28 protein-coding genes and 1 pseudogene are annotated in these 22,938 nt (G+C 66.3%); 14 read left to right on the forward strand and 15 right to left on the reverse strand.

What is annotated here, in order from left to right; genetic code table 11:
* Positions 1 to 86: 86 nt before the first annotated feature.
* A complete protein-coding gene (locus Q1V87_RS11770; RefSeq protein WP_300592986.1) occupies positions 87 to 917 on the reverse strand; it encodes an oxidoreductase in 831 nt (276 codons plus the stop codon).
* Between the two features lie 112 nt (positions 918 to 1,029).
* Between Q1V87_RS11770 and Q1V87_RS11775 the strand changes: the two genes are divergently transcribed.
* Positions 1,030 to 1,365 carry a hypothetical protein gene (locus Q1V87_RS11775; RefSeq protein ID WP_300592989.1) on the forward strand — a complete coding sequence of 112 codons (336 nt, stop codon included), beginning with the start codon at positions 1,030 to 1,032 and terminating at the stop codon, positions 1,363 to 1,365.
* Here Q1V87_RS11775 and Q1V87_RS11780 read toward each other — a convergent pair.
* From Q1V87_RS11780 to ychF, 5 genes and pseudogenes are all read right to left on the reverse strand, one after another.
* Positions 1,347 to 2,024 carry an alpha/beta hydrolase gene (locus Q1V87_RS11780; protein WP_300592992.1) on the reverse strand — a complete coding sequence of 226 codons (678 nt, stop codon included), beginning with the start codon at positions 2,022 to 2,024 and terminating at the stop codon, positions 1,347 to 1,349. The genes Q1V87_RS11775 and Q1V87_RS11780 overlap by 19 nt on opposite strands.
* Before the next feature lie 24 nt (positions 2,025 to 2,048).
* Positions 2,049 to 2,459, reverse strand: coding sequence for a type II toxin-antitoxin system VapC family toxin (locus Q1V87_RS11785; RefSeq protein WP_300592995.1), 411 nt, complete (start codon positions 2,457 to 2,459; stop codon positions 2,049 to 2,051).
* Positions 2,456 to 2,737, reverse strand: a complete 282-nt coding sequence (locus tag Q1V87_RS11790) for a type II toxin-antitoxin system Phd/YefM family antitoxin (RefSeq protein ID WP_300592998.1) — start codon at positions 2,735 to 2,737, stop codon at positions 2,456 to 2,458. Before Q1V87_RS11790 ends, Q1V87_RS11785 begins: the two co-directional genes overlap by 4 nt.
* Positions 2,738 to 2,810: 73 nt before the next feature.
* On the reverse strand, positions 2,811 to 3,002 hold the full coding sequence (locus tag Q1V87_RS11795) for a hypothetical protein (protein WP_300593001.1): 192 nt from the start codon (positions 3,000 to 3,002) through the stop codon (positions 2,811 to 2,813).
* A gap of 94 nt (positions 3,003 to 3,096) precedes the next feature.
* Positions 3,097 to 4,169: pseudogene (gene ychF, locus Q1V87_RS11800) on the reverse strand (redox-regulated ATPase YchF).
* Between the two features lie 83 nt (positions 4,170 to 4,252).
* Here ychF and Q1V87_RS11805 point away from each other — a divergent pair.
* On the forward strand, positions 4,253 to 4,852 hold the full coding sequence (locus Q1V87_RS11805) for a 3'-5' exonuclease (protein ID WP_300593004.1): 600 nt from the start codon (positions 4,253 to 4,255) through the stop codon (positions 4,850 to 4,852).
* 72 nt (positions 4,853 to 4,924) lie between these two features.
* Positions 4,925 to 6,259, forward strand: coding sequence for a DNA recombination protein RmuC (rmuC, locus tag Q1V87_RS11810; protein ID WP_300593007.1), 1,335 nt, complete (start codon positions 4,925 to 4,927; stop codon positions 6,257 to 6,259).
* Here rmuC and Q1V87_RS11815 read toward each other — a convergent pair.
* The 3 genes from Q1V87_RS11815 to Q1V87_RS11825 form a co-directional block, all read right to left on the reverse strand.
* Positions 6,240 to 6,464: a UDP-N-acetylmuramyl pentapeptide phosphotransferase gene (locus Q1V87_RS11815; protein ID WP_292708410.1), complete on the reverse strand. Its 225-nt coding sequence runs from the start codon at positions 6,462 to 6,464 to the stop codon at positions 6,240 to 6,242. The genes rmuC and Q1V87_RS11815 overlap by 20 nt on opposite strands.
* 119 nt (positions 6,465 to 6,583) lie before the next feature.
* Positions 6,584 to 7,573: a class II fructose-bisphosphatase gene (gene glpX, locus Q1V87_RS11820; RefSeq protein ID WP_300593011.1), complete on the reverse strand. Its 990-nt coding sequence runs from the start codon at positions 7,571 to 7,573 to the stop codon at positions 6,584 to 6,586.
* An 88-nt stretch (positions 7,574 to 7,661) separates the two neighbouring features.
* Positions 7,662 to 7,991 (reverse strand): hypothetical protein, encoded by a 330-nt coding sequence (locus tag Q1V87_RS11825; protein ID WP_300593014.1) that lies wholly within the window; start codon positions 7,989 to 7,991, stop codon positions 7,662 to 7,664.
* Positions 7,992 to 8,177: 186 nt separating this feature from the next.
* On the opposite strand from Q1V87_RS11825, the gene fbaA reads away from it, so the two are divergent.
* Positions 8,178 to 9,209 carry a class II fructose-bisphosphate aldolase gene (gene fbaA / locus Q1V87_RS11830; protein WP_300593017.1) on the forward strand — a complete coding sequence of 344 codons (1,032 nt, stop codon included), beginning with the start codon at positions 8,178 to 8,180 and terminating at the stop codon, positions 9,207 to 9,209.
* 45 nt (positions 9,210 to 9,254) lie between these two features.
* On the opposite strand, the gene Q1V87_RS11835 is transcribed toward fbaA, so the two are convergent.
* Together Q1V87_RS11835 and Q1V87_RS11840 are read right to left on the reverse strand one after the other, a co-directional pair.
* Positions 9,255 to 9,818: a DUF6264 family protein gene (locus tag Q1V87_RS11835; RefSeq protein WP_300593019.1), complete on the reverse strand. Its 564-nt coding sequence runs from the start codon at positions 9,816 to 9,818 to the stop codon at positions 9,255 to 9,257.
* Positions 9,815 to 10,861: a 4-hydroxy-3-methylbut-2-enyl diphosphate reductase gene (locus Q1V87_RS11840; RefSeq protein ID WP_300593022.1), complete on the reverse strand. Its 1,047-nt coding sequence runs from the start codon at positions 10,859 to 10,861 to the stop codon at positions 9,815 to 9,817. Before Q1V87_RS11840 ends, Q1V87_RS11835 begins: the two co-directional genes overlap by 4 nt.
* 55 nt (positions 10,862 to 10,916) lie before the next feature.
* Here Q1V87_RS11840 and xseA point away from each other — a divergent pair, with 55 nt between their 5' ends.
* From xseA to Q1V87_RS11875, 7 genes are read left to right on the forward strand one after another with little or no spacing between them, the layout of a single operon-like run.
* Positions 10,917 to 12,212, forward strand: coding sequence for an exodeoxyribonuclease VII large subunit (xseA, locus tag Q1V87_RS11845; RefSeq protein WP_300593024.1), 1,296 nt, complete (start codon positions 10,917 to 10,919; stop codon positions 12,210 to 12,212).
* A gap of 1 nt (position 12,213) precedes the next feature.
* On the forward strand, positions 12,214 to 12,471 hold the full coding sequence (locus tag Q1V87_RS11850; protein WP_300593026.1) for an exodeoxyribonuclease VII small subunit: 258 nt from the start codon (positions 12,214 to 12,216) through the stop codon (positions 12,469 to 12,471).
* A complete protein-coding gene (locus Q1V87_RS11855; protein WP_300593094.1) occupies positions 12,471 to 13,115 on the forward strand; it encodes a DUF4245 family protein in 645 nt (214 codons plus the stop codon). The genes Q1V87_RS11850 and Q1V87_RS11855 overlap by 1 nt, the downstream gene beginning before the upstream one ends.
* Entirely contained in the window at positions 13,112 to 13,747 is a 636-nt protein-coding gene (locus Q1V87_RS11860) for a carbonic anhydrase (protein WP_300593028.1), read from the forward strand. The genes Q1V87_RS11855 and Q1V87_RS11860 overlap by 4 nt, the downstream gene beginning before the upstream one ends.
* A 48-nt stretch (positions 13,748 to 13,795) precedes the next feature.
* The gene (locus Q1V87_RS11865; RefSeq protein WP_300593030.1) at positions 13,796 to 15,190 is read left to right on the forward strand and encodes an aspartate ammonia-lyase; all 1,395 of its coding nucleotides are present in this window, start codon (positions 13,796 to 13,798) and stop codon (positions 15,188 to 15,190) included.
* A gap of 46 nt (positions 15,191 to 15,236) precedes the next feature.
* Positions 15,237 to 16,334, forward strand: a complete 1,098-nt coding sequence (locus Q1V87_RS11870) for a HAMP domain-containing sensor histidine kinase (RefSeq protein ID WP_300593033.1) — start codon at positions 15,237 to 15,239, stop codon at positions 16,332 to 16,334.
* The gene (locus tag Q1V87_RS11875) at positions 16,331 to 16,987 is read left to right on the forward strand and encodes a response regulator transcription factor (RefSeq protein ID WP_300593035.1); all 657 of its coding nucleotides are present in this window, start codon (positions 16,331 to 16,333) and stop codon (positions 16,985 to 16,987) included. The genes Q1V87_RS11870 and Q1V87_RS11875 overlap by 4 nt, the downstream gene beginning before the upstream one ends.
* A 206-nt stretch (positions 16,988 to 17,193) precedes the next feature.
* Here Q1V87_RS11875 and Q1V87_RS11880 read toward each other — a convergent pair whose 3' ends face one another.
* The 3 genes from Q1V87_RS11880 to Q1V87_RS11890 all read right to left on the reverse strand — a co-directional run bounded on the left by Q1V87_RS11880 (position 17,194) and on the right by Q1V87_RS11890 (position 20,711).
* The gene (locus tag Q1V87_RS11880) at positions 17,194 to 18,507 is read right to left on the reverse strand and encodes a PhoH family protein (RefSeq protein WP_300593097.1); all 1,314 of its coding nucleotides are present in this window, start codon (positions 18,505 to 18,507) and stop codon (positions 17,194 to 17,196) included.
* A 239-nt stretch (positions 18,508 to 18,746) separates the two neighbouring features.
* The gene (locus Q1V87_RS11885; RefSeq protein ID WP_300593038.1) at positions 18,747 to 19,871 is read right to left on the reverse strand and encodes an aminotransferase class V-fold PLP-dependent enzyme; all 1,125 of its coding nucleotides are present in this window, start codon (positions 19,869 to 19,871) and stop codon (positions 18,747 to 18,749) included.
* A 51-nt stretch (positions 19,872 to 19,922) separates the two neighbouring features.
* Positions 19,923 to 20,711, reverse strand: coding sequence for an isoprenyl transferase (locus tag Q1V87_RS11890; protein ID WP_300593040.1), 789 nt, complete (start codon positions 20,709 to 20,711; stop codon positions 19,923 to 19,925).
* Between the two features lie 170 nt (positions 20,712 to 20,881).
* Here Q1V87_RS11890 and Q1V87_RS11895 point away from each other — a divergent pair, with 170 nt between their 5' ends.
* Positions 20,882 to 21,571, forward strand: coding sequence for a hemolysin III family protein (locus tag Q1V87_RS11895; RefSeq protein WP_300593100.1), 690 nt, complete (start codon positions 20,882 to 20,884; stop codon positions 21,569 to 21,571).
* Between the two features lie 12 nt (positions 21,572 to 21,583).
* Here the strand turns inward: Q1V87_RS11895 and Q1V87_RS11900 are convergent, their stop codons facing one another.
* Positions 21,584 to 21,877, reverse strand: coding sequence for a hypothetical protein (locus Q1V87_RS11900; protein WP_300593043.1), 294 nt, complete (start codon positions 21,875 to 21,877; stop codon positions 21,584 to 21,586).
* 65 nt (positions 21,878 to 21,942) lie between these two features.
* On the opposite strand from Q1V87_RS11900, the gene Q1V87_RS11905 reads away from it, so the two are divergent.
* Both Q1V87_RS11905 and greA read left to right on the forward strand, forming a co-directional pair.
* Entirely contained in the window at positions 21,943 to 22,362 is a 420-nt protein-coding gene (locus Q1V87_RS11905; protein ID WP_300593046.1) for a DUF4307 domain-containing protein, read from the forward strand.
* Positions 22,363 to 22,440: 78 nt separating this feature from the next.
* A complete protein-coding gene (gene greA, locus Q1V87_RS11910) occupies positions 22,441 to 22,932 on the forward strand; it encodes a transcription elongation factor GreA (protein WP_300593049.1) in 492 nt (163 codons plus the stop codon).
* Positions 22,933 to 22,938 lie beyond the last annotated feature (6 nt).

Below are 22,938 nucleotides of genomic sequence, written 5' to 3' on the forward strand. Positions count from 1 at the left end.
CGTTGACCACGACCCTCTTGACATCCCGGCTCGGATGGTCAGAATTCCCGCCGAGCATTGCATCGCTTGGAAATCGTGGCGGCTGTTCACATGGCCAGGCGTCTGAGGATGAGGTCCATGACCCGGTCCGGGAGCAGGCGACGTGCGGCCACAACGACCTTGGCCGACGCCGGAGTCGCATATCGGGTCTTCGGCCGCCACACTGTCGCCGCGTGCACGATCGTGGCCGCGACATCCTCCGGGGTCCCGGAAGCCGCCGAGCCGTCGACGCGCTCGTAGTTGCGGACGAGGGCTCGGGCCTGCTCGGCATACGGGCCGGCGCCCGAGTACTCCTGCGCGCTGCGGCGCGAGATCGTATTCCATTCGGTTCGGATCGGCCCAGGCTGGATGATGACGACGTCGATCCCGTGCGGGGCAAGCTCGATCCGCAGCGAGTCTGAGAGGCCTTCGACCGCGAACTTCGTGGCGTGATACCAGGAGCCGATGGGCTCGTAGATGCGCCCGCCGATGGACGAGACGTTGATGATGCGGCCGCGCCGGAGAGCGCGCATCGTCGGGATCACGAGCTGGGTGAGCCGCGCCAACCCGAAGACGTTGACCTCGAACTGACGACGGGCCTCGTCGATGGGAACGTCCTCGAGTGCGCCGTACGACCCGTATCCGGCGTTGTTGACGAGCACGTCCAAACGCCGCTGCTCCCGGATGATACGGTCGACGCCAGCGCGCAGGGATGCGTCATCCGTCACATCCATCTCGATCACGTGGCATCCGGATGCCTCGAGCTCCTGCATTCGGTCGACCCGCCGCGCTGCGCCGTAAACGATCCAGCCACGCGCGGCGAGCGCGAGTGCTGTTGCGTGACCGATCCCTGAGGAAGCGCCGGTGATGAGGACGACGGGGCGTGGCTTCGGGCTCATGCCCCTAGTCCATCACGCCCCGCGGCGCGCAGGTCCGGATGTCGGAGGCCCGACCTAGCCTGCAAGGCATACCGAGAGCGTGCCCCTCTCCCGATGGAACAGGAGCACGTTCATGACTACGCACAACTCTTCCGCTGCAGCGACTCCAGCGGCGTTTGACGACCTCGTCCTCACCTGCTGCCACATCCGCGAGGGCGAGCGCCCCGTCGGATTCGTCTCGCATGACTCGCTCGGATGGGTCTTCACGTGTGGCCGGGGCGACCACTGGACCGACTGCTGGGGTATGGCACACGCCTATCACTTCACGGACGCCGACGTCTCGCTCGTTCTGCTCGGCGCACTCGGTGTCGGCGGGCAGGCTGCGCGCTTCGCCGCAGATCACGCCTGGCTGACCCTTCCCAACTTCGAGGCAAGCGAGAGCGTGCCAGGTCAGTCCCAGTCGAGGTAGTCCTCGATGGGCCAGGCCGTCTCCCCGACGTGGGTCAACGGGAACAGGTCGCGCGCACCCTCGATCGTGACGAGGCTGATCCGCTCGGGAGCGCTCGCCGCCAGCGCCTGCCCGTTCGCCGGCGGCGCCACCTCATCGTCGGCTCCCTGGATGATCAGGATGGGGATACTCGGCGGAATCTCGAGCGCGGCGATCACTGGCGTGGCGGTGCGCGCGGCGCTCTGCATGGCGACGAGGTCGGCCTTGCGGGCGTTCTCGGACACCTCGGACTCAGCGGATGCCGCGGCACCCTCGGTCCCTTCAACACCGAGAAGCAGGAGCCCACCGAATCGCCCAGGGTGCTCGAGCGCGGCGACACGTGCGACGGTGCCGCCGAAGCCGTGTCCGCCGACCCAGGAGAAAGCGAGGCCGAGGTGATCCATCACGTCGATGACGTCGCGAGCGAGATCGTGCATCGTCGGCCCGATCCCCGACTGCGGACGACGGCTGCCGATGCGTACGACGTGGAAGTCTTCCTCGGCGAGCGCTTCGGCAAGTGGCCCGAGGTACCCGATGTTGAGTCCCTGCCCCGGCAACAGTACGAGAGACGGGCCGTTGAGGCGGTCGTCGGCGTACGGGATCGCTCGCCCCTCGGGTTCGAACGTCTCGATCTCAGCCATTGCGTTTCGTCCTCTCGCATCTGGTCAGGAGTTGGCAACCGCTCCGGGAGCGATCACAGCCAGGCCCGCGGTGCGCGCAGCCTCGCCTAGCCTGCGGTCGTAGGTGAGCACGGCATCCACATCCAGACGTATCGCCGCCTCCAGATGCAGAGCATCAAGTGTGCGCAGGTACGGCATCGGCAACAGCCCGGCAGATCGGTAGATCGCACGATCGAGCGCCGCGAGCGAGACCCCGTCGAGGATCTGGCTCACCTTGGCCTGGTCGCGTCCTTCTCTGAGGGCGATGCGGCGAAGCTCCGTCTCGAGCAGGTCGCTCGAGACCAGCTGCATCGGAGTTTCATCAAGCCACCGCACGAGCGCTGGCGTTTCAGGCTGAGCAACCAGGAGCGCCCCCAACGCTGACGTGTCTGCGTAGACGAGGGATACGTCAGTCAAGCGCGATCCTCGCGCAGTTCATCAAGAATCCGAGCCATCGGAGCGTCACTTGCGGTCGGCTCGGGCGCCAGCGCAGCCCAGCCGGCAGTCCTCCTGGCAGGCCGCACGATCAACAGCGTCGGCGCAGGTGCGTCAAGTGGGACGATGCGTCCAACCGCAACTCCACGGTTTGTCAGCACGAAGGACTGCCCCTCCGCCACCTCACGAAGAACGCGACCCGACTCGTTTCTCAGCTCGCGCTGGGAGAGTGTCTCGATCTGGTTCTCGCTCGCGCTCACGAACCGAGCGTAGCACTCGCGCTACAGACGCCGACTCAGTTGTTGAACCCGAACTCCACGACGTGCCCCGGGGTTAGATCTCTGGAAACGCCTCGAGTACTTCGCCCCGTTCGCCGATCTCGTCAAGCTCGCCCTCAATCTCATAGAGAGCGTTGTACACAATGTCCAATAGGCCGTACGGATCCCGCCAGCTCCGGCCAACTCTGGTTGCGAACCTGGCCAGGATCTCGATCGCGTCATCCGCAACCTGGCGGGACTCCTCCATATGCATATTCGTACCGCGATGAGCCGAGCGAACTCATGCAACCTTAGGCGCGTACACGCGACGATGGTGGAACCAGCCGCTCACCTGCTGCGTGCTAGTTGTTGAAGCGGAACTCCACGACGTCGCCGTCCTGCATGACGTAGTCCTTGCCTTCGAGCCGCGCCTTGCCGCGAGCGCGGGCTTCGAGCACCGAACCCGCGTCGACGAGATCGTCGAACGAGATGACCTCGGCCTTGATGAAGCCCTTCTCGAAATCGGTGTGGATGACGCCGGCGGCCTGGGGCGCCTTCCATCCCTTACCGATCGTCCACGCACGGGCCTCCTTCGGGCCGGCGGTGAGGTAGGTCTGCAGGCCGAGAGTGTCGAATCCGATCCGGGCGAGCTGGTCGAGGCCCGACTCGTCCTGGCCGGTCGAGGCGAGAAGTTCCGCAGCATCCTCGGGGTCGAGGTCGATGAGCTCGGACTCGATCTTCGCGTCGAGGAACACTGCCTGCGCGGGAGCGACGAGCGCCGCGAGGTTCGCCTTGGCGTCGGCATCCGTCAACACAGACTCGTCCACGTTGAACACGAAGATGAAGGGCTTTGCGGTCAGCAGACCGAGCTCACGGATCGGGGCCAGCTCGATTCCGGATGCCGAGAGCAGCGTCCCGCGCTCGAGCGCGTCTTTCGCGGCGAGCGCTGTCTCGAGCACGACCGGGTCGAGCTTCTTGCCCTTGACCTCTTTCTCGTACCGCGTGATCGCCTCTCGAGCGTCTGGAGGTCAGCGAGCTGGAGCTCGGCGTTGATGGTCTCCATGTCGTTCTTCGGGTCGACGGCTCCGTCGACGTGCACGACATCCGAATCGGCGAAACCGCGCACGACCTGGGCGATGGCGTCGGCTTCGCGGATGTTGGCGAGGAACTGGTTACCCAGGCCCTCCCCTTCGGAGGCGCCGCGGACGATGCCGGCGATGTCGACGAACGAGACGCTGGCCGGAAGAATCCGCTCGGAGCCGAAGATTCCGGCGAGGGTGTTCAAGCGCGGGTCGGGGAGGTTGACCACGCCCACGTTCGGCTCGATCGTTGCGAACGGGTAGTTCGCCGCGAGCACCTGGTTCTTGGTGAGGGCGTTGAAGAGGGTCGACTTGCCGACATTCGGGAGTCCGACGATTCCGATGGTAAGAGCCACGGGGGTCCAGTCTACGGGGGCGGCGCCGTCTCGCCCCGGCGCGCCTCGGGGGCGATGTCGGATGGGCAGGCGATGCTGAAGCCGTGTCACTGGATTTCACCGCAATCGACTTCGAAACGGCGAATTCCAGCAATGCCTCAGCGTGCGCCGTCGGCCTCGCTCGCGTGCGTGACGGCGAGATCGTCGAGACGGCGGGATGGCTCATCCGGCCGCCGTTCCCCCACGACCGCTTCTTCGAGATCAACACCCGCATCCATGGCATCCGCGAACAGGATGTCGTCAATGCACGGACCTGGGCGGAGCAGCTGCCAGACCTGTGCGGGTTCATCGGTGATGACGTGGCGATCGCCCACAACGCCGGCTTCGATATGAGCGTCATCCGCCGGGCCTGCGAGGCAACCGGAACTGCCTGCCCTGACCTGACCTACGCGTGCACGGTGCAGATCTCACGACGCACCTACGACATCTCGTCTCACCGCCTTCCGGCCGCGGCAGCCGCCGCTGGATACGCGGGTTTCGTGCACCACGAGGCCGTCGCGGATGCCGTGGCATGCGCACACATCGCGATCGATGCTGCCCGTCGCACAGCCGCACCCGACATCACGTCCCTCGCCGAAGCACTCGGGGTCCGGCTCGGGCGCCTCGAGGGATTCGCCGCAGCAGCCGAGACGATCTTCGCCTGACACGCCACTACCTCTGCCTCGGTCACGGCGCGGTGAACCGGCGATGTCGGTGGCCCGCGGCATCCTGACGACATGGACGCATTACTGGTGTCGGGAATCATCCTCGGGAGCCTCGCGGCAGGCCTCATCGCGGGGTGGGCCTTCGGTGCGACGGGGGCGCGGGCGCGATCGATGGCCCAGCTCGCCGCGGTGCGCGAGCAGCTGGCCGCAACCTCCGCCGCACACGAGGCGACGCTCGCCCAGCAGAAGGAGTGGTATCGCGACCTTGTCGCCCAGACCCGCTCCGACCAGGCAGCCCGCGAGGAACGCGAGCGACGGGAGCAGTCGGTGCTCCGCGCCCTCGAACCGGTGCGCGAGACGCTGCAGTCAATGCAGATGACGGTCGCCGAGCTCGAACGCGAACGACAGAACCAGTACGGCACGATCGCCGAGCAGCTGCGGCGAGCTCAGCAGTCCGACGAGGCCCTGCGTGCCACAACCGAGAGCCTCGCCAGCGCCCTCCGCTCCGGCAGCACGCGCGGCGTGTGGGGCGAGACCCAGCTGCGCCGCGTCGTCGAGGCTGCGGGGCTGACGCGGCATGTCGATTTCGACATCCAGTCGACGATCGAAACGGATGCCGGCGCTGGCCGCCCCGACATGATCATTCGCCTGCCGGGAGACAAGGCCATCGCCGTTGACGCCAAGGTGCCACTTGACGCCTACCTCGAGGCCGCAGCGGTCCCCGACACCGCAGTCGGCGCCGAAGCAGCATCCCGACGTGCGCTCATGGACAAGCACGTCAAGGCCATGCGCGCGCACGTCGACGCCCTCGCGAAGAAGACGTACTGGGCCGGTTTGACCTCGAGTCCCGAGTTTGTGATCTGCTTCGTGCCCAGCGAGTCGCTGCTGTCGACGGCACTGGATACCGACCCCACGTTGCTCGATTACGCGTTCGGGAGACGCGTCGCGCTGGCGTCACCGGTCAACCTGTGGGCAGTGCTGAAGACCGTCGCCTACACCTGGACGCAGCAGGACGTCACCGCGGACGCCAGACGCCTGTTCGATCTCGGCAATGAACTCTTCACGCGGCTCGGCGGCCTCGCATCGCACGCCAACGACCTGCGCCGGTCGATCGAGCGGACTGTCGAGTCCTTCAATCGCTTCGCCGGAACGCTCGAGTCCCGCGTGCTCGTGACGGCTAGGAAGTTCCCCGGAATCGATGACACGAAACTGGATGCCGTCACTGGCCCCGCAGCGATCGAGTCATCACCCCGTCACCTAACGGCGATCGAGTTTTTGGACGCGGGCTCGGAGCGCGACACGAGTGGATCTGAGGTAACGACCGAAGACGATCCCACCGCTCGCATCACCGCTGACCTCGGGGAGATCAGGGGCCGCATCCAGTCGCCTACGCGCCGCCAGGAATGAGACTCAGCAGCGCGACAACCGTGCCCGACACCAAGATGAACGCCCCGATCGACCACCACACGGAGGGTTGGTGTCCCACGGGACGACGAACACGGAACAGCACGTCCGGTCGTCGTGCGGGATCGCTGGCATCGGCGATCACGGCCTGAGCACCGGTGTGCGGTCCCGTGCGGGGATTCCGGTCTTCGCTCGGTGGTGTCGACATGGCGTCACTCCTCGCTTCCGTTCGGACTCCTCCGATTCTGCCAGAGGTCCACGCCGAGGCCGCCTCACCGCGCCCGGGAAGCAGGGCCGCCCGTCAACGCAGCGTGGTGCTCACGGAACTCAGAGCCACTTCGACACGAGGTGCTCAGACGTGATCCGACGCAGCGTGCCCGAGGCCCCACGGAGCACGACGCTTTCGGTGTAGACGTATCCACCCTCACGCCGCACCCCGGCGACGAGCTCGCCATTGGTCACGCCGGTAGCAACGAAGATCGTGTTGTTGCCCCGAACCATGTCGTCGGCCTCGTAGATGTGTCCGTCGACCTTGAGGCCCGCATCGATAGCGCGCTGCGCCTCGTCGTCATTGCGTGGCCAGAGTCGACCCTGGATGTGACCGCCAAGAGCCTTGATCGCGCAGGCCGTGACGATCCCCTCGGGGCTGCCTCCGACACCCACGCACATGTCAGTGCGCGCGTTGTGGCGAGCCGCATTGATCCCGCCCGCGACATCGCCGTCACTCATGAGGCGCGTGCCGGCCCCAGCTTCCCGGATCTCCGCGATGAGCTTGTCGTGTCGCGGCCGGTTCAGGACCGAGACGACGATCTCGTCAACCGGCTTTCCCAACGCCTTCGCGAGCAGACGGATGTTCTCCCCGATCGGAAGGCGAATGTCGACCACACCGACACCGGCGGGTCCGGTCACGAGCTTGTCCATATAGAAGACCGACGACGCGTCGAGCATCGTGCCGTGATCGGAAACGGCAAGGACGGAGAGCGCGTTATTGCGACCCTCGGCCGTCAGCGACGTCCCGTCAATCGGGTCGACCGCGACGTCGCACTTCGGACCGCGACCGTTGCCGACGCTCTCGCCGTTGAAGAGCATGGGGGCGTCATCCTTCTCACCCTCGCCGATGACGATGGTGCCGTCGAAACTCACGGTCGTGAGGAAGGCGCGCATCGCGTCGACCGCTGCCCCGTCAGCGGCCTCTTTGGCGCCGCGGCCGATGAAAGGCACCGACCGGATCGCCGCAGCCTCGGTCGCACGAACCAGCTCGAGAGCCAGGTTTCGGTCGGGATGCAACGGGCTCATGTCTGCGGTCAGGCTCACCATGATTTCACCCTAACCACGCGTGCGGCCTCGCCCGCCGAGTTACCCACTCGCGTTCCGACAAGAATCAAGGTTCTTGCCAGAGCGGCAATCAGGGGCGAACTACCGGCGCCGTCGTCGCATCGAAGTGTTGCGAGACCAGCAGAATCCCCCCCGATGAATTCGCAGAGTTTGCGAGGTCCTCGATCCATTCGCGGCTCAACTGCGGCGATTCCGGCTCATCGAAGACGAAGCGCAGGGGAATCGACGGATGCAGCCACAGGGTCGTGCGTCCCGGTTCCTGGTCCTCAGGGTGCTGCCACGACACCGTGAAGCTCTCGCCGCGGCGCAGCTTCGTGGCGATCACCACTTTGAGATGCGCAAGCGCGAGGTCATCGATGTAGATGGGGGTCGCCGATCCTCCGTAGTAAACAGTTCCCATGTGCGCTACCCTATGCGCCGCCTCGCTGACGAGGGCCGACATGGCAGAACCTTCATGTTCGGGTCACAGGTCTCCCCGTCCGCCGGGGAATCTCACGGCCGACCGTCTCGGCGCGGGCTGACACGCTTCGCTAGAGTGACGGTGAACCCCCACCGAGGTGATTCCCCACCGACAAGGAGCGCACTCATGCCCGTCGCAACCCCCGACCAGTACGCCGAGATGCTCGACCGCGCCAAGGCAGGCGGGTTCGCCTACCCGGCCATCAACGTCTCGAGTTCGCAGTCGATCAACGCCGTACTGCAGGGCTTGGCAGAGGCCGGTTCGGACGGCATCCTGCAGGTGACGACCGGCGGCGCTGACTACTTCGCCGGGCACACCGTCAAGGCGCGGGCCACGGGAGCACTCGCGATGGCGAAGTTCGCCACCGAGGTCGCCAAGAACTACCCGATCACTGTCGCGCTGCACACCGATCACTGCCCCAAGCCCGCCCTCGAAGACTTCGTGCTGCCGCTACTTGCAGCATCCGAAGAGCAGGTGAAGGCCGGTGGCGAGCCGATCTTCCAGTCGCACATGTGGGATGGATCGGCAGTCCCGCTGGGCGAGAACATCGAGATCGCCAAGGAGCTTCTCCCCCGGCTGAAGAACATCAACGCGATCCTCGAGGTCGAGATCGGCGTCGTCGGCGGCGAAGAGGATGGCGTCAAGCACGAGGGCACGAACGACGCGCTCTACACCACGACCGGCGACGTCACCCAAGTGGTCGAGGCACTGGGCCTCGGCGACCAGGGTCGCTGGATCGCCGCGCTCACCTTCGGCAATGTGCACGGCGTGTACAAGCCCGGCAACGTCAAGCTCAAGCCGGAACTGCTCGGCGAGATCCAGGAAGGCATCGCCGCGAAGTTCGGCACGGCGGCAAAGCCCCTGGACCTCGTCTTCCACGGTGGCAGTGGCTCGACCGAGGAAGAGATCGCCCTGGCTGTCGCGAACGGCGTCATCAAGATGAACATCGACACCGACACGCAGTACGCGTTCACGCGCTCCGTCGCCGGCTTCATGTTCAGCAACTACGACGGCGTCCTGAAGGTCGACGGCGAGGTCGGCAACAAGAAGGCCTACGACCCGCGGGCATGGGGCAAGGTTGCAGAGACTGCGATGGCGGCACGTGTCGTCGAGGCTACGCAGCAGCTCGGCTCGGCGGGCAAGTCCCTGGGCGTCTGAGCTCCGCCCCGCAGGCGATCAGTCTGCCGACCCGCGTATCTGGCCTCAGGAGATCGAGGCCAGGTACGCGGTGAAAGCGGGGTCTGACATCAGCGGAACAATCGCGAGCACGCCGACGACCAGATGAGTGACGACGGCGCCGACAAGCGGAACCCACCACGCGATCTTGCCGGCCATGGTCCGGCGCACCGAGAACCACGCGGTGATGAGGTAGCCGATGATCAGCGCGACCGCAGCGGCGGTTCCCCAGGTCTGTCCACCGTCGAGGTTGGTGAACTCGCCGGGGATCCCCATGACTTCGAAGACCGTTGCGGCGTACTGCGGAAAGTCCAAGAGTGCGAGCGCAGCGACAGCGACGTTCACCAACGCGTAGGCGAGCAGCGCGAAGGTGATGATGCGATCGATTGCCCGCGAGCGTCCAGGATCGACCGAAGCGCGCGGCGCCGCGCCTCCTTTGTTCGCGGATGCCGACGCGGGCGCATCCGTCACCGACTCGCCGGTATCGAGCGACCAGGTCGCGTCGGGCTTTTGGATGCGTGCTCGCTGCTCCTCCGGCGTCGCATAGACGCCGTACTGCGGCTGCGGTCGGTCGTCCTTGTCTTCGCTCATGCGCGCACGCGCCCGCCCCGGTGCTCGCCGGTGCTCTGCCGCAACTCCTTGGGGAGGGAGAACATCAAGTCCTCTTCGGCCGTGCGCACCTCTTCGACGTCGCGATAGCCTGCCGCCGCAAGATCCTCGAGCACCTGCTGAACCAGCACCTCGGGGACCGACGCACCGCTGGTGACACCGACGCTGGCAACCCCATCGAGCCATTCCTGCCGAATCTCGTCAGCGTAGTCGACCCGATACGCGGCCTTCGCGCCGTACTCGAGAGCGACCTCGACCAGTCGCACGCTGTTGGACGAGTTCGCCGAACCGACGACGATCACCAGGTCAGCACCCTGTGCGACCTTCTTGATGGCGACCTGGCGGTTCTGGGTCGCGTAGCAGATGTCGTCTGAGGGCGGATCCTGCAGCTCGGGGAACCGCTCACGCAGGCGCCGGACAGTCTCCATCGTCTCGTCCACCGAGAGGGTCGTCTGCGACAGCCACACCACGCGGGACGGGTCCCGCACCTCGACGGTGTCGGCCTCCTCGGGCGAGTTGACGATCGTGATGTGCTCCGGCGCCTCACCGGCTGTGCCCTCAACCTCTTCATGACCGAGGTGACCGATCAAAAGGATCTCGAACTCGTCACGGGCAAAGCGCACGGCTTCGCGGTGCACCTTCGTGACCAGCGGGCAGGTCGCGTCGATTGCCTGCAACTGGCGATCGGCTGCCGACTGCACGACGGCCGGCGACACACCGTGCGCGCTGAAGACGACGTGCGCGCCCTCGGGCACTTCGTCGACCTCGTCGACGAAGATCGCGCCCTTCTGTTCGAGCTCGGTCACGACGTGGATGTTGTGAACGATCTGCTTGCGAACGTAGACGGGCGCACCGAATCGCTCGAGCGCCTTCTCGACCGCGATCACGGCGCGATCGACTCCGGCGCAGTATCCCCGGGGCGCAGCGAGCAGCACCCGCTTGGGTCGATCGACCGGGATATCCTGGAGGCGCTCACGGCGCCGCGGAACGCGGGGCATGGGCATGTGTACCGCGGGAGTGCTCATCGGTCCGATTCTACGGGGGCGGCCTGAGCGCGGGCCGGGCAAGCCGAAAGGGATCATGACGACGTTTCAGCCCGAGCACGTTCCCGGACAGGCTCCGCCGCCGGATTCCGTGCATCCGCGGGACTCGAGCGCCCAGTCGCCGACGTCGGTTGCTCGCCTGGGCGACACCATTCGCGGCTTTGTCGAGACGTGGGGGTCGGTGTGGGTCGAGGGCGAGATCACATCGTGGAACCTTCGCGGCGGCAACGTCTTCGGGCGCATCAAAGACCTCACGACGGACGCGACGATCTCGATCCGAATCTGGTCGAGTACGCGCCAGCGGCTCCCCGCCGACCTCGCCGTCGGCGATCGGGTCGTCGCGTGCGTCAAGGCCGACTACTTCACCCGAACGGGTGATTTCAGCTTCGCCGTTTCGGCGATGCGGCATGTGGGGCTGGGCGACCAGTTGGAGCGGCTCGAGCGGCTCCGGGTCCAGCTCCGCGGCGAAGGGTTATTCGACCCCGCTCGCAAGAAGCAGCTCCCGTTCCTCCCGCACCTCATTGGCCTGATCACGGGCGAGAACTCGGATGCCGAGAAGGATGTGCATCGCAACGCGGAACTGCGCTGGCCGCGTGTGCGGTTCCGCACGCAGTACGCGGCTGTGCAGGGGGATCGTTGCGTACCCGAGACGATCGCGGCGTTGAAAGCCCTGGATGCCGACCCCGAGGTCGACGTGATCATCATCGCTCGGGGCGGTGGCGACCCGCAGACCCTCCTGGGATTCAGTGACGAGCGGCTCGTGAGGGCGGTGGCGGCGGCATCCACCCCCGTGGTCAGCGCCATCGGACACGAGAACGACCATCCGATCCTCGACGATGTGGCGGATCTTCGAGCATCCACGCCGACGGATGCCGCAAAGCGCGTGGTCCCGGACGTCGCCGAGCAAAGGGCGCTCGTGTCTCAGTTGCTCAGCCGCGCCCGCACCCGGGTGACACAGCGACTGGCCCATGACATCACCCAACTCGAACAGCTTCGCTCACGCCCCGTGCTGCGCAATCCCGAGAACGTGCTGGCCCAGCGAGCGCAGCACATCGAGCTTCTGGTCGCGCGCGGGCGCGACCACGCCGAGCGCGCCGTGGCCGTGCAAACCGCACATACCGCGCAGTTGCGCGCAGCTGTACGCGCCCTCTCCCCCGCGTCGACGCTTGCCCGCGGGTATGCGATCGCGCACGTCGCTGGTGGCGTGATCGTGCGGGATGCCGAGCAGGCGCCGTCTGGGACAGAGGTCACGGTGACCGTCGGACGCGGCTCGTTCGCTGCGCGTTCGGGAGGCGAGGTTGACGAGACCAGAACCCCCGACAGGCCGCTCTAGGATGGAAGCCATGACCGCCGCGAACCCGCCTGCACCGGGGGACGTCGACGGCCTCTCGTTCGAGCAGGCTCGCGACGAGTTGGTTCGGGTCGTCGCAGAACTGGAGCAGGGCGCACCAACTCTCGAGGAGTCGCTTCGACTCTGGGAGCGCGGCGAAGCTCTCGCGGCGCGGTGCGAGCAGTGGCTCGTCGGCGCGAAAGAACGCCTGGATGCAGCGCGTGCAGCCTCGACGCCACCGACGGGCGGGGACCAGTCGTGATGGCGCAGCGTGAGCGAATCGTCGCCGAGCTCGGCCGTCCTGAAACTCCCGAGGAGACGGCGGCGCGCAAGGCCGAGTCATCCCGCGTCTATCGCTCGAGTCAGACGTTTCGCAATCTTGTTGCGGCCCTCGTGATCACCCTCGGCATCGTCGCAATCGTCATCTTCGCCGTGCCGCGCGGCGAGCCACCAGCGCCCAAGCCGATCGACGTCGCTGCGGTAGCCGAGGATGTCTCGGGCACCCTCGGGGGTGGGGTTGCGATCGTCCCTGTCGTTCCCGAGACCTGGCTGGTCACCTCCGCCGCCGTCGCAGGAGACGACCCGCGCACGTGGACGGTGCTGTACGTCCCTGCCGAAGACGCCGGATTCGTGCGGGTCTCCCAGGGCTTCAGCGCAGACGCGGCATGGCCGACTCGCGAGCTCTCAGGAGCAGATGCGGCGGGAACCATCGTCATCGACGGTGTCGAATGGACCGAGTACGACATTCCCGACCCTGCCCGCGCCGGCAACATCTCGGCTGCTCTGAGTACGACCGCCGGCGACGACACGATCCTGGTCTACGGCGCAACGAATACCGAGACCCTCCGCGTGGTCGCGGCGGGTCTGACCGATCAGATCGTCACCGCCCAGGAGGAAAGCTCATGACGCCCACCGCGACTCCCGCCGAGGTGTGGGGCGACATGCGTGAGGGCAATGCCCGGTTCGTCTCGGGCGACCCGTCGCACCCACGGCAGGATGTCGAGCGTCGTCACGAACTGGCCGGGGGCCAGCGCCCGCGTGCCGCACTGTTCGGGTGCGCAGACTCGCGCCTCGCCGCGGAGATCATCTTCGACCAGGGCCTCGGTGATCTGTTCGTCGTCCGAAACGCCGGTCAGGTCATTTCCGACTCTGTCGTGGGCAGCCTCGAGTACGCCGTCGCGGTCCTCGAGGTCCCCCTCATCGTCGTGCTCGGCCACGACGAATGCGGTGCCGTTGCCGCCGCGATCGAATCCACCACCGTGGATGCCCCCTCTCTTCCGCCACACATCTGGCGCCAGATCGCCCCCATCGTTCCGGCGGTCCGGCGCGTGATTCGCGCGTCCGACGGCAAGCCCGTGGATGCCGAAGAAGTAGGCCGCGAGCACCTGCGTGACACCGTCGCTGAGCTCCTCCACTCCTCCGAGCTCATCAGCGATGCCGTCGCCGCCGGTACCCTCGCGATCGTCGGAGCGAACTACCGGCTGTCTGAAGGCACGGCGATCCCCGATGTCATCGTGGGCGCCGCCGAGAACCCCTGATCACTGCGGGCAGACGCCCGAACCCACCTGAAGCGAAGGAACGAGGACGTGACTGACATCGAGTACCGCATCGAACACGACACGATGGGCAAGGTGCGCGTTCCCAAGAACGCACTGTATGCCGCGCAGACCCAGCGGGCCGTCGAGAACTTCCCCATCTCGGGCGATGCGCTCGATCCCGCGCAGATCGTGGCGCTGGCGCGCATCAAGAAGGCCGCAGCGCTGGCCAACCGAGACCTCGGCACCCTGGACGCTCAGATCGCGGAAGCGATCGCTGCGGCGGCCGACGAGATCATCGGTGGTGCTCACGCCGACCAGTTCCCGATCGACGTGTACCAGACCGGCAGCGGAACGTCGTCGAACATGAATATGAACGAGGTGCTGGCTACCCTCGCGACGCACAGCCTCGGCCACACCGTGCACCCGAACGACCACGTCAACGCTTCGCAGTCATCGAACGACGTCTTCCCCACCTCGGTGCACGTCGCAGTGACCCAGGAGCTGATCGATGACCTCATTCCCGCGCTTGACCACCTGGCAGTAGCCCTCGAAGAGAAGGCAGAGCTCTGGAAGAGCGTCGTGAAGTCCGGCAGGACTCACCTCATGGATGCCACTCCCGTCACCCTGGGCCAGGAGTTCGGTGGCTACGCGCGCCAGATCCGCCTCGGCATCGAGCGTGTTCGGGCTGTCATCCCGCACGTGGCCGAGGTGCCGCTGGGTGGCACCGCCGTCGGTACCGGAATCAACACTCCTCTCGGATTTCCGCAGAAGGTCCTGGAGATCCTGGTCGCTGAGACCGAGCTGCCGATCACCGAGGCCAAGGATCACTTCGAGGCCCAAGCTAACCGCGACGCGCTTGTGGAGGCATCGGGTGCTCTGCGGACGATCGCGGTGTCGCTCACGAAGATCAACAACGACCTGCGCTGGATGGGGTCAGGCCCGAACACGGGTCTCGCCGAATTGCGGATCCCCGACCTGCAGCCGGGCTCGTCGATCATGCCCGGCAAGGTGAACCCTGTCGTTCCCGAGGCGACCTTGATGGTGTGCGCGCGCATCATCGGCAACGACGCGACGATCGCCTGGGCGGGAGCCTCGGGCGCGTTCGAACTGAACGTCGCGATCCCTGTCATGGGGACGGCACTGCTCGAATCGATCCGGCTGCTCTCGAACACGGTCCGGGTCCTGGCAGACAAGACGATCGCGGGTTTGGAAGCCAACGTCGACCGCGCCTCTGCCTTTGCCGGCATGTCGCCGTCCATCGTGACGCCGTTGAACAAGCTGATCGGCTACGAGGCGGCGGCCAAGATCGCCAAGCACGCGGTGGCCGAAGGGATCACGATTCGGGAAGCCGTCGTTGCCCTGGGCTACATCGAGCGCGGCGAGCTGACCCTCGAGCAGCTCGACGAGAAGCTCGACCTGCTGTCGATGACCCACCCGGGCTGAGCTGGCGTGGATGCGCGGAGCCGACGCTCCGGGCCATAATCACCCCATGACACGGTCCCAGCGGCCGCGATCCGCGCGCACTCGCATCGTCACGGGAGTGGTGCTGGCGTGCGCAGTCGCCCTCGCCCTCGTCGGGGGCGTGACGTTCACGGTGCAGGCTGCGGCGCTGTGGCGTGCCGGAACGCCGCTGGATGGCCTGCTGATTCCCATGATCGTCTTCGGCGTCGCATCCGTCGTCACCATTGCTCTCGTCGCCCTCGTCGGCTGGTTCGTCGCCGGGGCGGCACTGCGGTCGATCGCGGAGGTGCGTGAGGTCGCCGACAGCATGACGCTGGCCGATCTCAGCCGCCGTCTGCCATCCGAGGGAGGCGATAGCATCGCTGACCTGTCACAGACTGTCAATTCGATGCTCGACCGCCTCGAGGGTTCGGTTGACTCGCAGCGACAGCTGCTGGATGACGTGCGTCACGAGCTGAAGACCCCGATCACCATCGTGCGCGGACACCTCGAGATCATGAATGCGTCGGATCCCGCCGACGTCGAAGCCACTCGGGCGATCGGCATGGCGGAGCTCGATCGCCTCAACCGACTGGTCGAAGACATCGATCTCTTGGCAGCGGCGGAGACCGACACCTACGCGTCTGATGAGATCGATCTTGCCGCCCTCAGCACACGCATGGCGGACATGGTCGCCGTCATTCCCGGACACGACTGGCGCGTCACCGATAGAGCTTCAGGGCTGATGCTCGGCGACGGTGACCGCCTCCTTCAGGCGTGGTTGCAGCTGGCTGACAATGCCTCGAAGTACTCACCCGACGCGAGTCCGATCGACATTGGCAGCACGGCTGACGCAGGAGAAGTCCGTTTCTGGGTGCGCGACCACGGTCCCGGCGTGCCGCCGGCAATGCGCCATCGCATCTTCCGTCGATTTGACCGAGCGGGACGACGCCGAAGTGTGGGAGGCTCAGGGTTGGGATTGGCAATCGTCGATGCCATCGCGAAAGGCCACGGTGGCCATTGCGAGGTGACCGATACCCCCGGGGGTGGGGCAACGTTCACGATCCACGTGCCGCACACCAGCGGCGCGTCCTATCCGGCGCCGGTGCGCGCCGATGACGTGATCCATCAGGGGGGAAAGCGGTGACGAGGATCCTCATCGCAGAAGACGAGCCGCAGATCTCAGCGTTCGTGGAGCGGGGGCTGCGCGCAGCAGGCTACGACGTCGTTGTCGTCGACGACGGTCCACCTGCGCTCGACTTTCTTCGGGGCGGGGGGATCGACCTCGGCCTCCTCGATATCGGTCTGCCCACGGTGGACGGGCTCGAGGTGCTTCGGCAGATTCGTCGCGAGGGTCGCACGGTGCCGATCATCATGCTCACTGCCCGCACCAGCACCCGGGATACTGTCGAAGGCCTGGAGTCCGGGGCGAACGACTACATCCGCAAGCCATTCACCTTCGAGGAACTGCTCGCGCGCGTGCGCTCGCGGCTGCGGGAGGTACCCACCGACGCGGGGACGACGATCGTGCATGGCGAGGTCTCGCTCGACCTGTTGTCACGGCGGGCACTGGTTGCAGGACGAGAGGTGGAGCTATCCGCTCGCGAGTTCGCCCTCGCTGAGCAGTTCCTCCGCAACCCGGGTACGGTCTTGTCTCGCGAGCAGCTTCTCAGCCGCGTCTGGGAGATGGACTTCGATCCGGGGTCGAACGTCGTCGACGTGTACGTGCGCTATCTGCGGGGCAAGCTCGGCGCCCACCACATCGCGACTGTCCGCGGCGCCGGCTACCGCTGGGAGTAATGAGAATGCCCCCGGCGTCTGGGGTGTCGCCGGGGGCAGGCCGGTTATTGGGGGGTCACCGACCGGAGGGCCTCGCGATCTGGGGGGCTCGCGGAACCCGTTGCAACCATGGTGACAGAAGCCAGGGCCCCGATGACCGACCGCTCGATGAGACTCTTCTCATGGTTTCCTTCGCGCGCGCCCGGCGTGCGCTCGGAGCGATCCCGTCAGGACAGCTCTCCCGACTCCAGAAGGTCGGTGACCAGAGCCGCAATCGCCGAACGTTCCGAGCGCACCAGGGTGACGTGACCGAACAGCGCCTGGCCCTTGAGGGTCTCGATGACGGAGGCGACACCGTCGTGGCGCCCCACCCGGAGGTTGTCTCGCTGGCCGACGTCGTGGGTGAGCACCACTCGCGAGTTCTGGCCGATGCGGCTGAGCACCGTCAGCAGCACGTTGCGTTCGAGTGACTGGGCCTCATCGACGATCACGAAAGCGTCGTGCAGGGAGCGACCTCGGATGTGCGTCAGAGGCAGGACCTCCAGAAGTCCCCGTTCCACGACCTCGTCGAGGACGTTCCCGGAGACCACGGATCCGAGCGTGTCGAACACCGCCTGACCCCACGGGTTCATCTTTTCTGCCTGGTCACCGGGCAGGTAACCGAGCTCCTGACCGCCCACCGCGAACAGCGGACGGAAGACGATGATCTTCCGCTGCTGCTGCCGCTCGAGCACAGCCTCGAGCCCAGCACACAGGGCAAGAGCCGACTTGCCTGTGCCGGCCCGGCCACCGAGGGACACGATGCCGATCTCCGGATCCAGAAGGAGATCGATCGCGACGCGCTGCTCAGCCGAACGACCGTGCAGCCCGAACACGTCGCGGTCGCCGCGAACGAGCCGGAAACCGCCATCGCCGGTGACACGACCAAGGCCCGACCCCCGCTCAGAGTGGATGATCAGGCCCGTATTGACGGGAAGGCCCGTCACCTGGTCGCTGGTACCGACCTCGCTCTCGTAGAGATCGCTGAGTTCGTCGCCGGAGATGTCAAGGGTGGCTATGCCAGTCCACCCGGAGTCGACTGCCTGCTCAGCAAGGTACTCTTCGGCCGAGATGCCCAGGGACGCAGCCTTGACCCGCATCGGGAGATCCTTCGAGACGACGGTGACCTCCTGGCCGTCGGATGCGAGGTTCATGGCCACGGCAAGGATGCGACTATCGTTGTCTCCGAGTCGCATACCTGAGGGCAGTGCATCGGGATTGGTGTTGTTCAATTCGACGCGCAGGGTCCCACCGGCGCCGACAGGAACCGGGAAGTCAAGTCGCCCGTGCTCGACCCGCAACTCATCGAGATGACGCAGCGCCTGCCGCGCGAAGTAGCCGATCTCGGGGTCGTGCCGTTTGCCTTCGAGTTCGGTAATGACCACCACCGGGACCACGACATTGTGCTCCGCGAATCGGAAGAACGCGCGCGGATCGCTCAGCAGCACCGATGTGTCGAGCACGTAGGTGCGCAGCGTCTGATCCTGCTCGGCATCCTCGATCCGGTCATCCTGGTGAACCCGGTTCTGTGCCTGTGCTGCCCGTGTGGTCACAACCCACTCCCGCCCCGGGTGGTAATTCCCGGTACCCAGCGAGTCGACCAGGGGTCACGAGTCGCGATCCTGACGGCCGACCCGGTCGGGCGCCTTGCCCGACGAGTTGAACGTACGACGGGGAGCGGGTGGCGTAGGCATCGACACGCTGTCGGTCCCGTTACGTCGAGGTAAATTCCTCGCGGGTTCTACCAGGCTCGCGAAACAGAGTAGGCCGAAAGTGCGGAGGCGAACAGCAAGAGGGATTCGTCGTCGGTCCCGGCGTGGGTGGAGACGCGGATCGTGCCGCCGCGAGGAGTAATCGTGACTCCTGCGTTGGCGAGCGCAGCCGCCAGCGGTGCGGCATCCTGCGGTTCGGGAGCCAGGGTCACGATTCCCGCGCGAAGCTGGGGCTCTCGAGGAGTGATGACGGGAATGGCGTTCTCGTCGGCGATCTCGATCACCCGCGTCGCCCGCGTCTCGACTGCTGCGCCGATCGTCGCCACACCAACCTCGTGAATCTCATGGAGCGCACTTCCGAGGCGCGCGGCCGCAAGCGAATCGGCCTTCGAAACGATGAAGGCGCGCGCGTCACGCGACGGCTCGGGCACCTCATCCACGGGCAGCCCGTCGGCGACACCGGCGTAGCCCGAGAGCACGGGGGTCAGCCGGTCGACGGCGCGCGGGCTGTAGGAGGCGACCCCGGTGCCGCGCCCGGCGCGCAGCCACTTGTATCCGTTCGCGCAGACGACGTCGGCGGCACCGTAATCGGCGTCGACGATCCCGAGCCCCTGGATCGCGTCGACGATGAGCAGGCGATCCCCGATCACATCGCGGAGGGCGCTGAGGTCGACGCGATAGCCGGTGCGGAAATCCACGAGGCTCACGGCGACGGCGGTCACCTCATCGGTGAGGGCGTCGCGGACGGCATCCGGAGTCATGAACCCGTTCTCGGGATCCAGCCACGCCGCTCGCATGGTACCGAGCGATGCCTCGGCGCGCGCGGCGGCAATGGTGAGGGCGGGGAACTCAGCGCGCGACAGCAGCAGCGTGCCGCTGAGGCCATAGATCGCCTGCTGCAGGCCGTGGCTCGTCGAGGGCTGAATGACGATCTGCTCTGCGGGCACACCCAAGACGGATGCCGCGTGAGTACGCGACTGGTCGACGTGCTCGTTCACCAGGTCGACGCTCGAACGGCGCCCCGTGCCCAGCAGCTCGGCATCCGCGTGAACTTCGCTGCGAACATTGGGAGACAGCGGACCGAATGCCGCCCAGTCGAGGTAGCCGGGCTCGGAATCGAAGGACTCGATATACGTCGTGATGTCACCCGTCACGGTCACATTGTGGCACGCCCGAGGCGCACCACGGGCGGTTGCATCCCACGCTCAGCTGCCGAAGCGGCGCTCACGACTCGCGTAGTTGCGCAGGGCACGAAGAAAGTCCACCTCACGAATGTCAGGCCCGAGAGCCTCCATGAAGTAGAACTCGCTGTGAGCACTCTGCCAAAGCAGGAAGTCGCTGAGCCGCTGCTCTCCCGACGTTCGGATCACGAGATCGGGATCCGCCTGCCCCCCGGTGTAGAGGTGCTCGCCGATCTGCTCGGGCGTGAGGCTCGCCGCAAGCTCCTCAAGGGACCCGCCGTCCCGATCGTGGGCGGCGATGATGCTACGGACGGCATCCACGATCTCGGAGCGGCCCCCGTAACCGACCGCGAGATTCACGTGGAGGCCGGGGTTTCCCGCTGTCCGGTCCTCCGCGGCACGCAGCACGCTGGTGAGCTCAGGGGGAAGGAGCTCGGCCCTGCCCACGTGCTTGACCCGCCAGTCGCGAACCCGCGAGATCTCCTCGGCAAGCTCGGCGATGATCTGCAGCAGGTCGTTGAGCTCTGCAGCGTCGCGTTTGCGGACATTGTCCGTCGAAAGCAGGTACAGCGAGACCACCTTGACTCCGAGGTCGTCGCACCACTCCAAGAACTCGCGCATCTTCGCAGCACCCGCACGATGACCGTGCGCGGCAGTCTCATACCCGAGCTGACGAGCCCACCGACGATTGCCGTCGATCATCATCGCGATGTGATGCGGCATGTTCTCCGGTGTCAGTTCGCGGCGGAGTCGAGCTGTGTAGAGCCGATACAGCGGGCCCTTGCCGCGCGCTGTTCCGACTCCCGATGCCACACGGCCACGTTACTCCTGCGCCACACCGATGCGAGGACGATCAGCAGCACCGGCGCGTTCCCCCGCGGGAATACTCGGGCCCGTAGGCTCGGGGTGTGACCCCGTCTGGCGTGAACCACCCGACCGAGCGCCCGGCCGCCGAATGGGACGAGGCCGTCGATGGCGCTGAGATGCCCCGACTGCCCCTCATCGAAGAGGCCGAGGCAGTCGCCTCCGACGAACTCAAGCCGTCCTGGCGCGGCTGGATCCACGCGGCGACCTTCCCGATCGCGATCGCTGCCGGCATCGTCCTCATTGTGCTGTCACAGGGCGCGGCGGCGAAGTGGTCGGCTGCCGTATTCATGCTCACATCGCTGCTGCTCTTCGGCAATTCAGCCCTGTACCACCGGTTCCGCTGGAAGCCGAAGACCCGTGCCGTCCTCAAGCGCATCGATCACGCCAACATCCTGCTGCTGATCGCGGGAACCTACACCCCGATCGCGGTGCTCGCGCTCCCGACAAGCCAGTCGGTCATCCTGCTTTCTCTCGTCTGGGGCGGGGCGATTCTCGGCATCCTGTTCCGCGTGTTCTGGATCGACGCGCCGCGATGGCTTTATGTGGCGCTCTACCTCGTGCTCGGCTGGGCGGCGGTCATGTACATCGTGCCGCTGTTCCAGGCCAACGCCGCCATGATGGTCCTTGTCGCGGTGGGCGGCATCCTCTACACACTGGGCGCCGTCGTATACGCGCTCAAGCGCCCGAACCCGTGGCCGAACCACTTCGGATTTCACGAGATCTTCCACGTGTGCACAGTGCTCGCGTTCCTGTGCCACTGGACGGCGTGCCTGCTCATCGGACTCAGCCCCGCCTATCACGGCTAGCGCCCCGCGCAGCTAGGACCGCTCGGGCTCTCCGGGCTCGGGATCTCCGCCGTCAGTGTCTGCGGGCTCTGAACCCGACTCCGCGGCAGCTTCCGCCCGCGCCTCGGCGTCCAGTTCTTCGCGGATGTCGGCGCGCACCCGGCCACGACGGATGCGACGCATCATGTCGGTGATGAGCAAGATAACGACGACCGCCAGCAGTGCGATGACCAGAAAGCCCCACGGGCCCGGGGTGACGAGGTCGGGGTTGACCGTCTCCGACGGGCTTGGAACCGGGGTCGAGGTCCCCAACAAAATGCGCATCATGTCTCGTTTCGACTGGCCAGCGTCTAGCCTGGAGTTCCAGCCTAACGACTCACGAGACACCGCCGATGACGACCGCCCCCCCCACCTCTGACGACGCGATCCGCGCGAAACTCGACGATCGCTACGGACGCCGACGCGCACGCGCACCGCGGTGGGTCATCGGCCTCGGACTCGTGATCGTCGTTGCCGTCATCGGATGGTTCGGCTGGATGACGGTGGCCAGTTCCCTCGAAAGCGTGGATGCCGACACCACCGGATTCACCGTGGTCGATGACGGGTCAGTGAGCCTGAGTTTCCAGGTGACGGCGCCCCTGGAGCGCGAGGTAGCGTGCATCCTTGAGGCGCAGGACGAAGAACACGGCATCGTGGGTTGGCGGGTACTGGTGATTCCTCCCTCGAGCGATCACACGCGGGCGTTCGTCGAGACGATCCCGACGACAGCGGCAGCGACGACGGGTTTGATCAACTCCTGCTGGGTGACGTAATCTAGCGGGACGAATTCCACGACGCCCTGGCGCTGCCGGGGCGTCTTGCCATATCGGCGCCGACGAAAGGAGACGCTCGTGTCCAGCGATGCCCCGGTGACCTTCCTGACCCAGGAGGCCTTCGACCGCCTCCACGCCGAGCTCGAGCACCTGTCAACCGTCGGCCGTGAAGAGATCGCCAAGCGCATCGAGATTGCACGCGAAGAGGGCGACCTCAAGGAGAACGGCGGGTACCACGCCGCCAAGGACGAGCAAGGCAAGCAGGAGGCGCGGATCCGCACGCTCCAGGCCCTGTTGAAGAACGCCACGGTGGGCGTCGCGCCCGAGAGCACGGGCGTCGTCGAGCCGGGCACGGTCGTGACCGCCGTCGTCGCCGGTGGCGAAGAGGTTTTCCTTCTCGGTAACCGCGAGATCGGTGCCGGGTCAGAGCTCGATGTCTACAGCGAGGCGTCGCCGCTGGGCTCTGCCATCCTGGGGCTGAAGGAAGGCGACAAGACGTCGTACACCGCGCCCAACGGGCGGGAGATTGCGGTCGAGGTCGTCAAGGTCGAGACCTACGGCGGGCAATAGGCCGCC

It is taken from the genome of Microbacterium sp., from assembly GCF_030149085.1.
Taxonomy (GTDB): Bacteria; Actinomycetota; Actinomycetes; order Actinomycetales; family Microbacteriaceae; genus Microbacterium.

Bases quoted from the DNA above. Each gene is read 5' to 3' on its own strand.
- Q1V87_RS11905 (WP_300593046.1), top strand. From the start codon at position 21,943: ATGACGACCGCCCCCCCCACCTCTGACGACGCGATCCGCGCGAAACTC.
- Q1V87_RS11775 (WP_300592989.1), top strand. From the start codon at position 1,030: ATGACTACGCACAACTCTTCCGCTGCAGCGACTCCAGCGGCGTTTGAC.
- Q1V87_RS11855 (WP_300593094.1), top strand. From the start codon at position 12,471: ATGGCGCAGCGTGAGCGAATCGTCGCCGAGCTCGGCCGTCCTGAAACT.
- glpX (WP_300593011.1), bottom strand. From the start codon at position 7,573: ATGGTGAGCCTGACCGCAGACATGAGCCCGTTGCATCCCGACCGAAAC.
- Q1V87_RS11770 (WP_300592986.1), bottom strand. From the start codon at position 917: ATGAGCCCGAAGCCACGCCCCGTCGTCCTCATCACCGGCGCTTCCTCA.
- fbaA (WP_300593017.1), top strand. From the start codon at position 8,178: ATGCCCGTCGCAACCCCCGACCAGTACGCCGAGATGCTCGACCGCGCC.
- Q1V87_RS11795 (WP_300593001.1), bottom strand. From the start codon at position 3,002: ATGGAGGAGTCCCGCCAGGTTGCGGATGACGCGATCGAGATCCTGGCC.
- xseA (WP_300593024.1), top strand. From the start codon at position 10,917: ATGACGACGTTTCAGCCCGAGCACGTTCCCGGACAGGCTCCGCCGCCG.
- Q1V87_RS11840 (WP_300593022.1), bottom strand. From the start codon at position 10,861: ATGAGCACTCCCGCGGTACACATGCCCATGCCCCGCGTTCCGCGGCGC.
- Q1V87_RS11870 (WP_300593033.1), top strand. From the start codon at position 15,237: ATGACACGGTCCCAGCGGCCGCGATCCGCGCGCACTCGCATCGTCACG.
- Q1V87_RS11780 (WP_300592992.1), bottom strand. From the start codon at position 2,024: ATGGCTGAGATCGAGACGTTCGAACCCGAGGGGCGAGCGATCCCGTAC.
- Q1V87_RS11850 (WP_300593026.1), top strand. From the start codon at position 12,214: ATGGAAGCCATGACCGCCGCGAACCCGCCTGCACCGGGGGACGTCGAC.
- Q1V87_RS11815 (WP_292708410.1), bottom strand. From the start codon at position 6,464: ATGTCGACACCACCGAGCGAAGACCGGAATCCCCGCACGGGACCGCAC.
- Q1V87_RS11835 (WP_300593019.1), bottom strand. From the start codon at position 9,818: ATGAGCGAAGACAAGGACGACCGACCGCAGCCGCAGTACGGCGTCTAT.
- Q1V87_RS11895 (WP_300593100.1), top strand. From the start codon at position 20,882: ATGCCCCGACTGCCCCTCATCGAAGAGGCCGAGGCAGTCGCCTCCGAC.
- rmuC (WP_300593007.1), top strand. From the start codon at position 4,925: ATGGACGCATTACTGGTGTCGGGAATCATCCTCGGGAGCCTCGCGGCA.
- Q1V87_RS11860 (WP_300593028.1), top strand. From the start codon at position 13,112: ATGACGCCCACCGCGACTCCCGCCGAGGTGTGGGGCGACATGCGTGAG.
- Q1V87_RS11900 (WP_300593043.1), bottom strand. From the start codon at position 21,877: ATGATGCGCATTTTGTTGGGGACCTCGACCCCGGTTCCAAGCCCGTCG.
- Q1V87_RS11825 (WP_300593014.1), bottom strand. From the start codon at position 7,991: ATGGGAACTGTTTACTACGGAGGATCGGCGACCCCCATCTACATCGAT.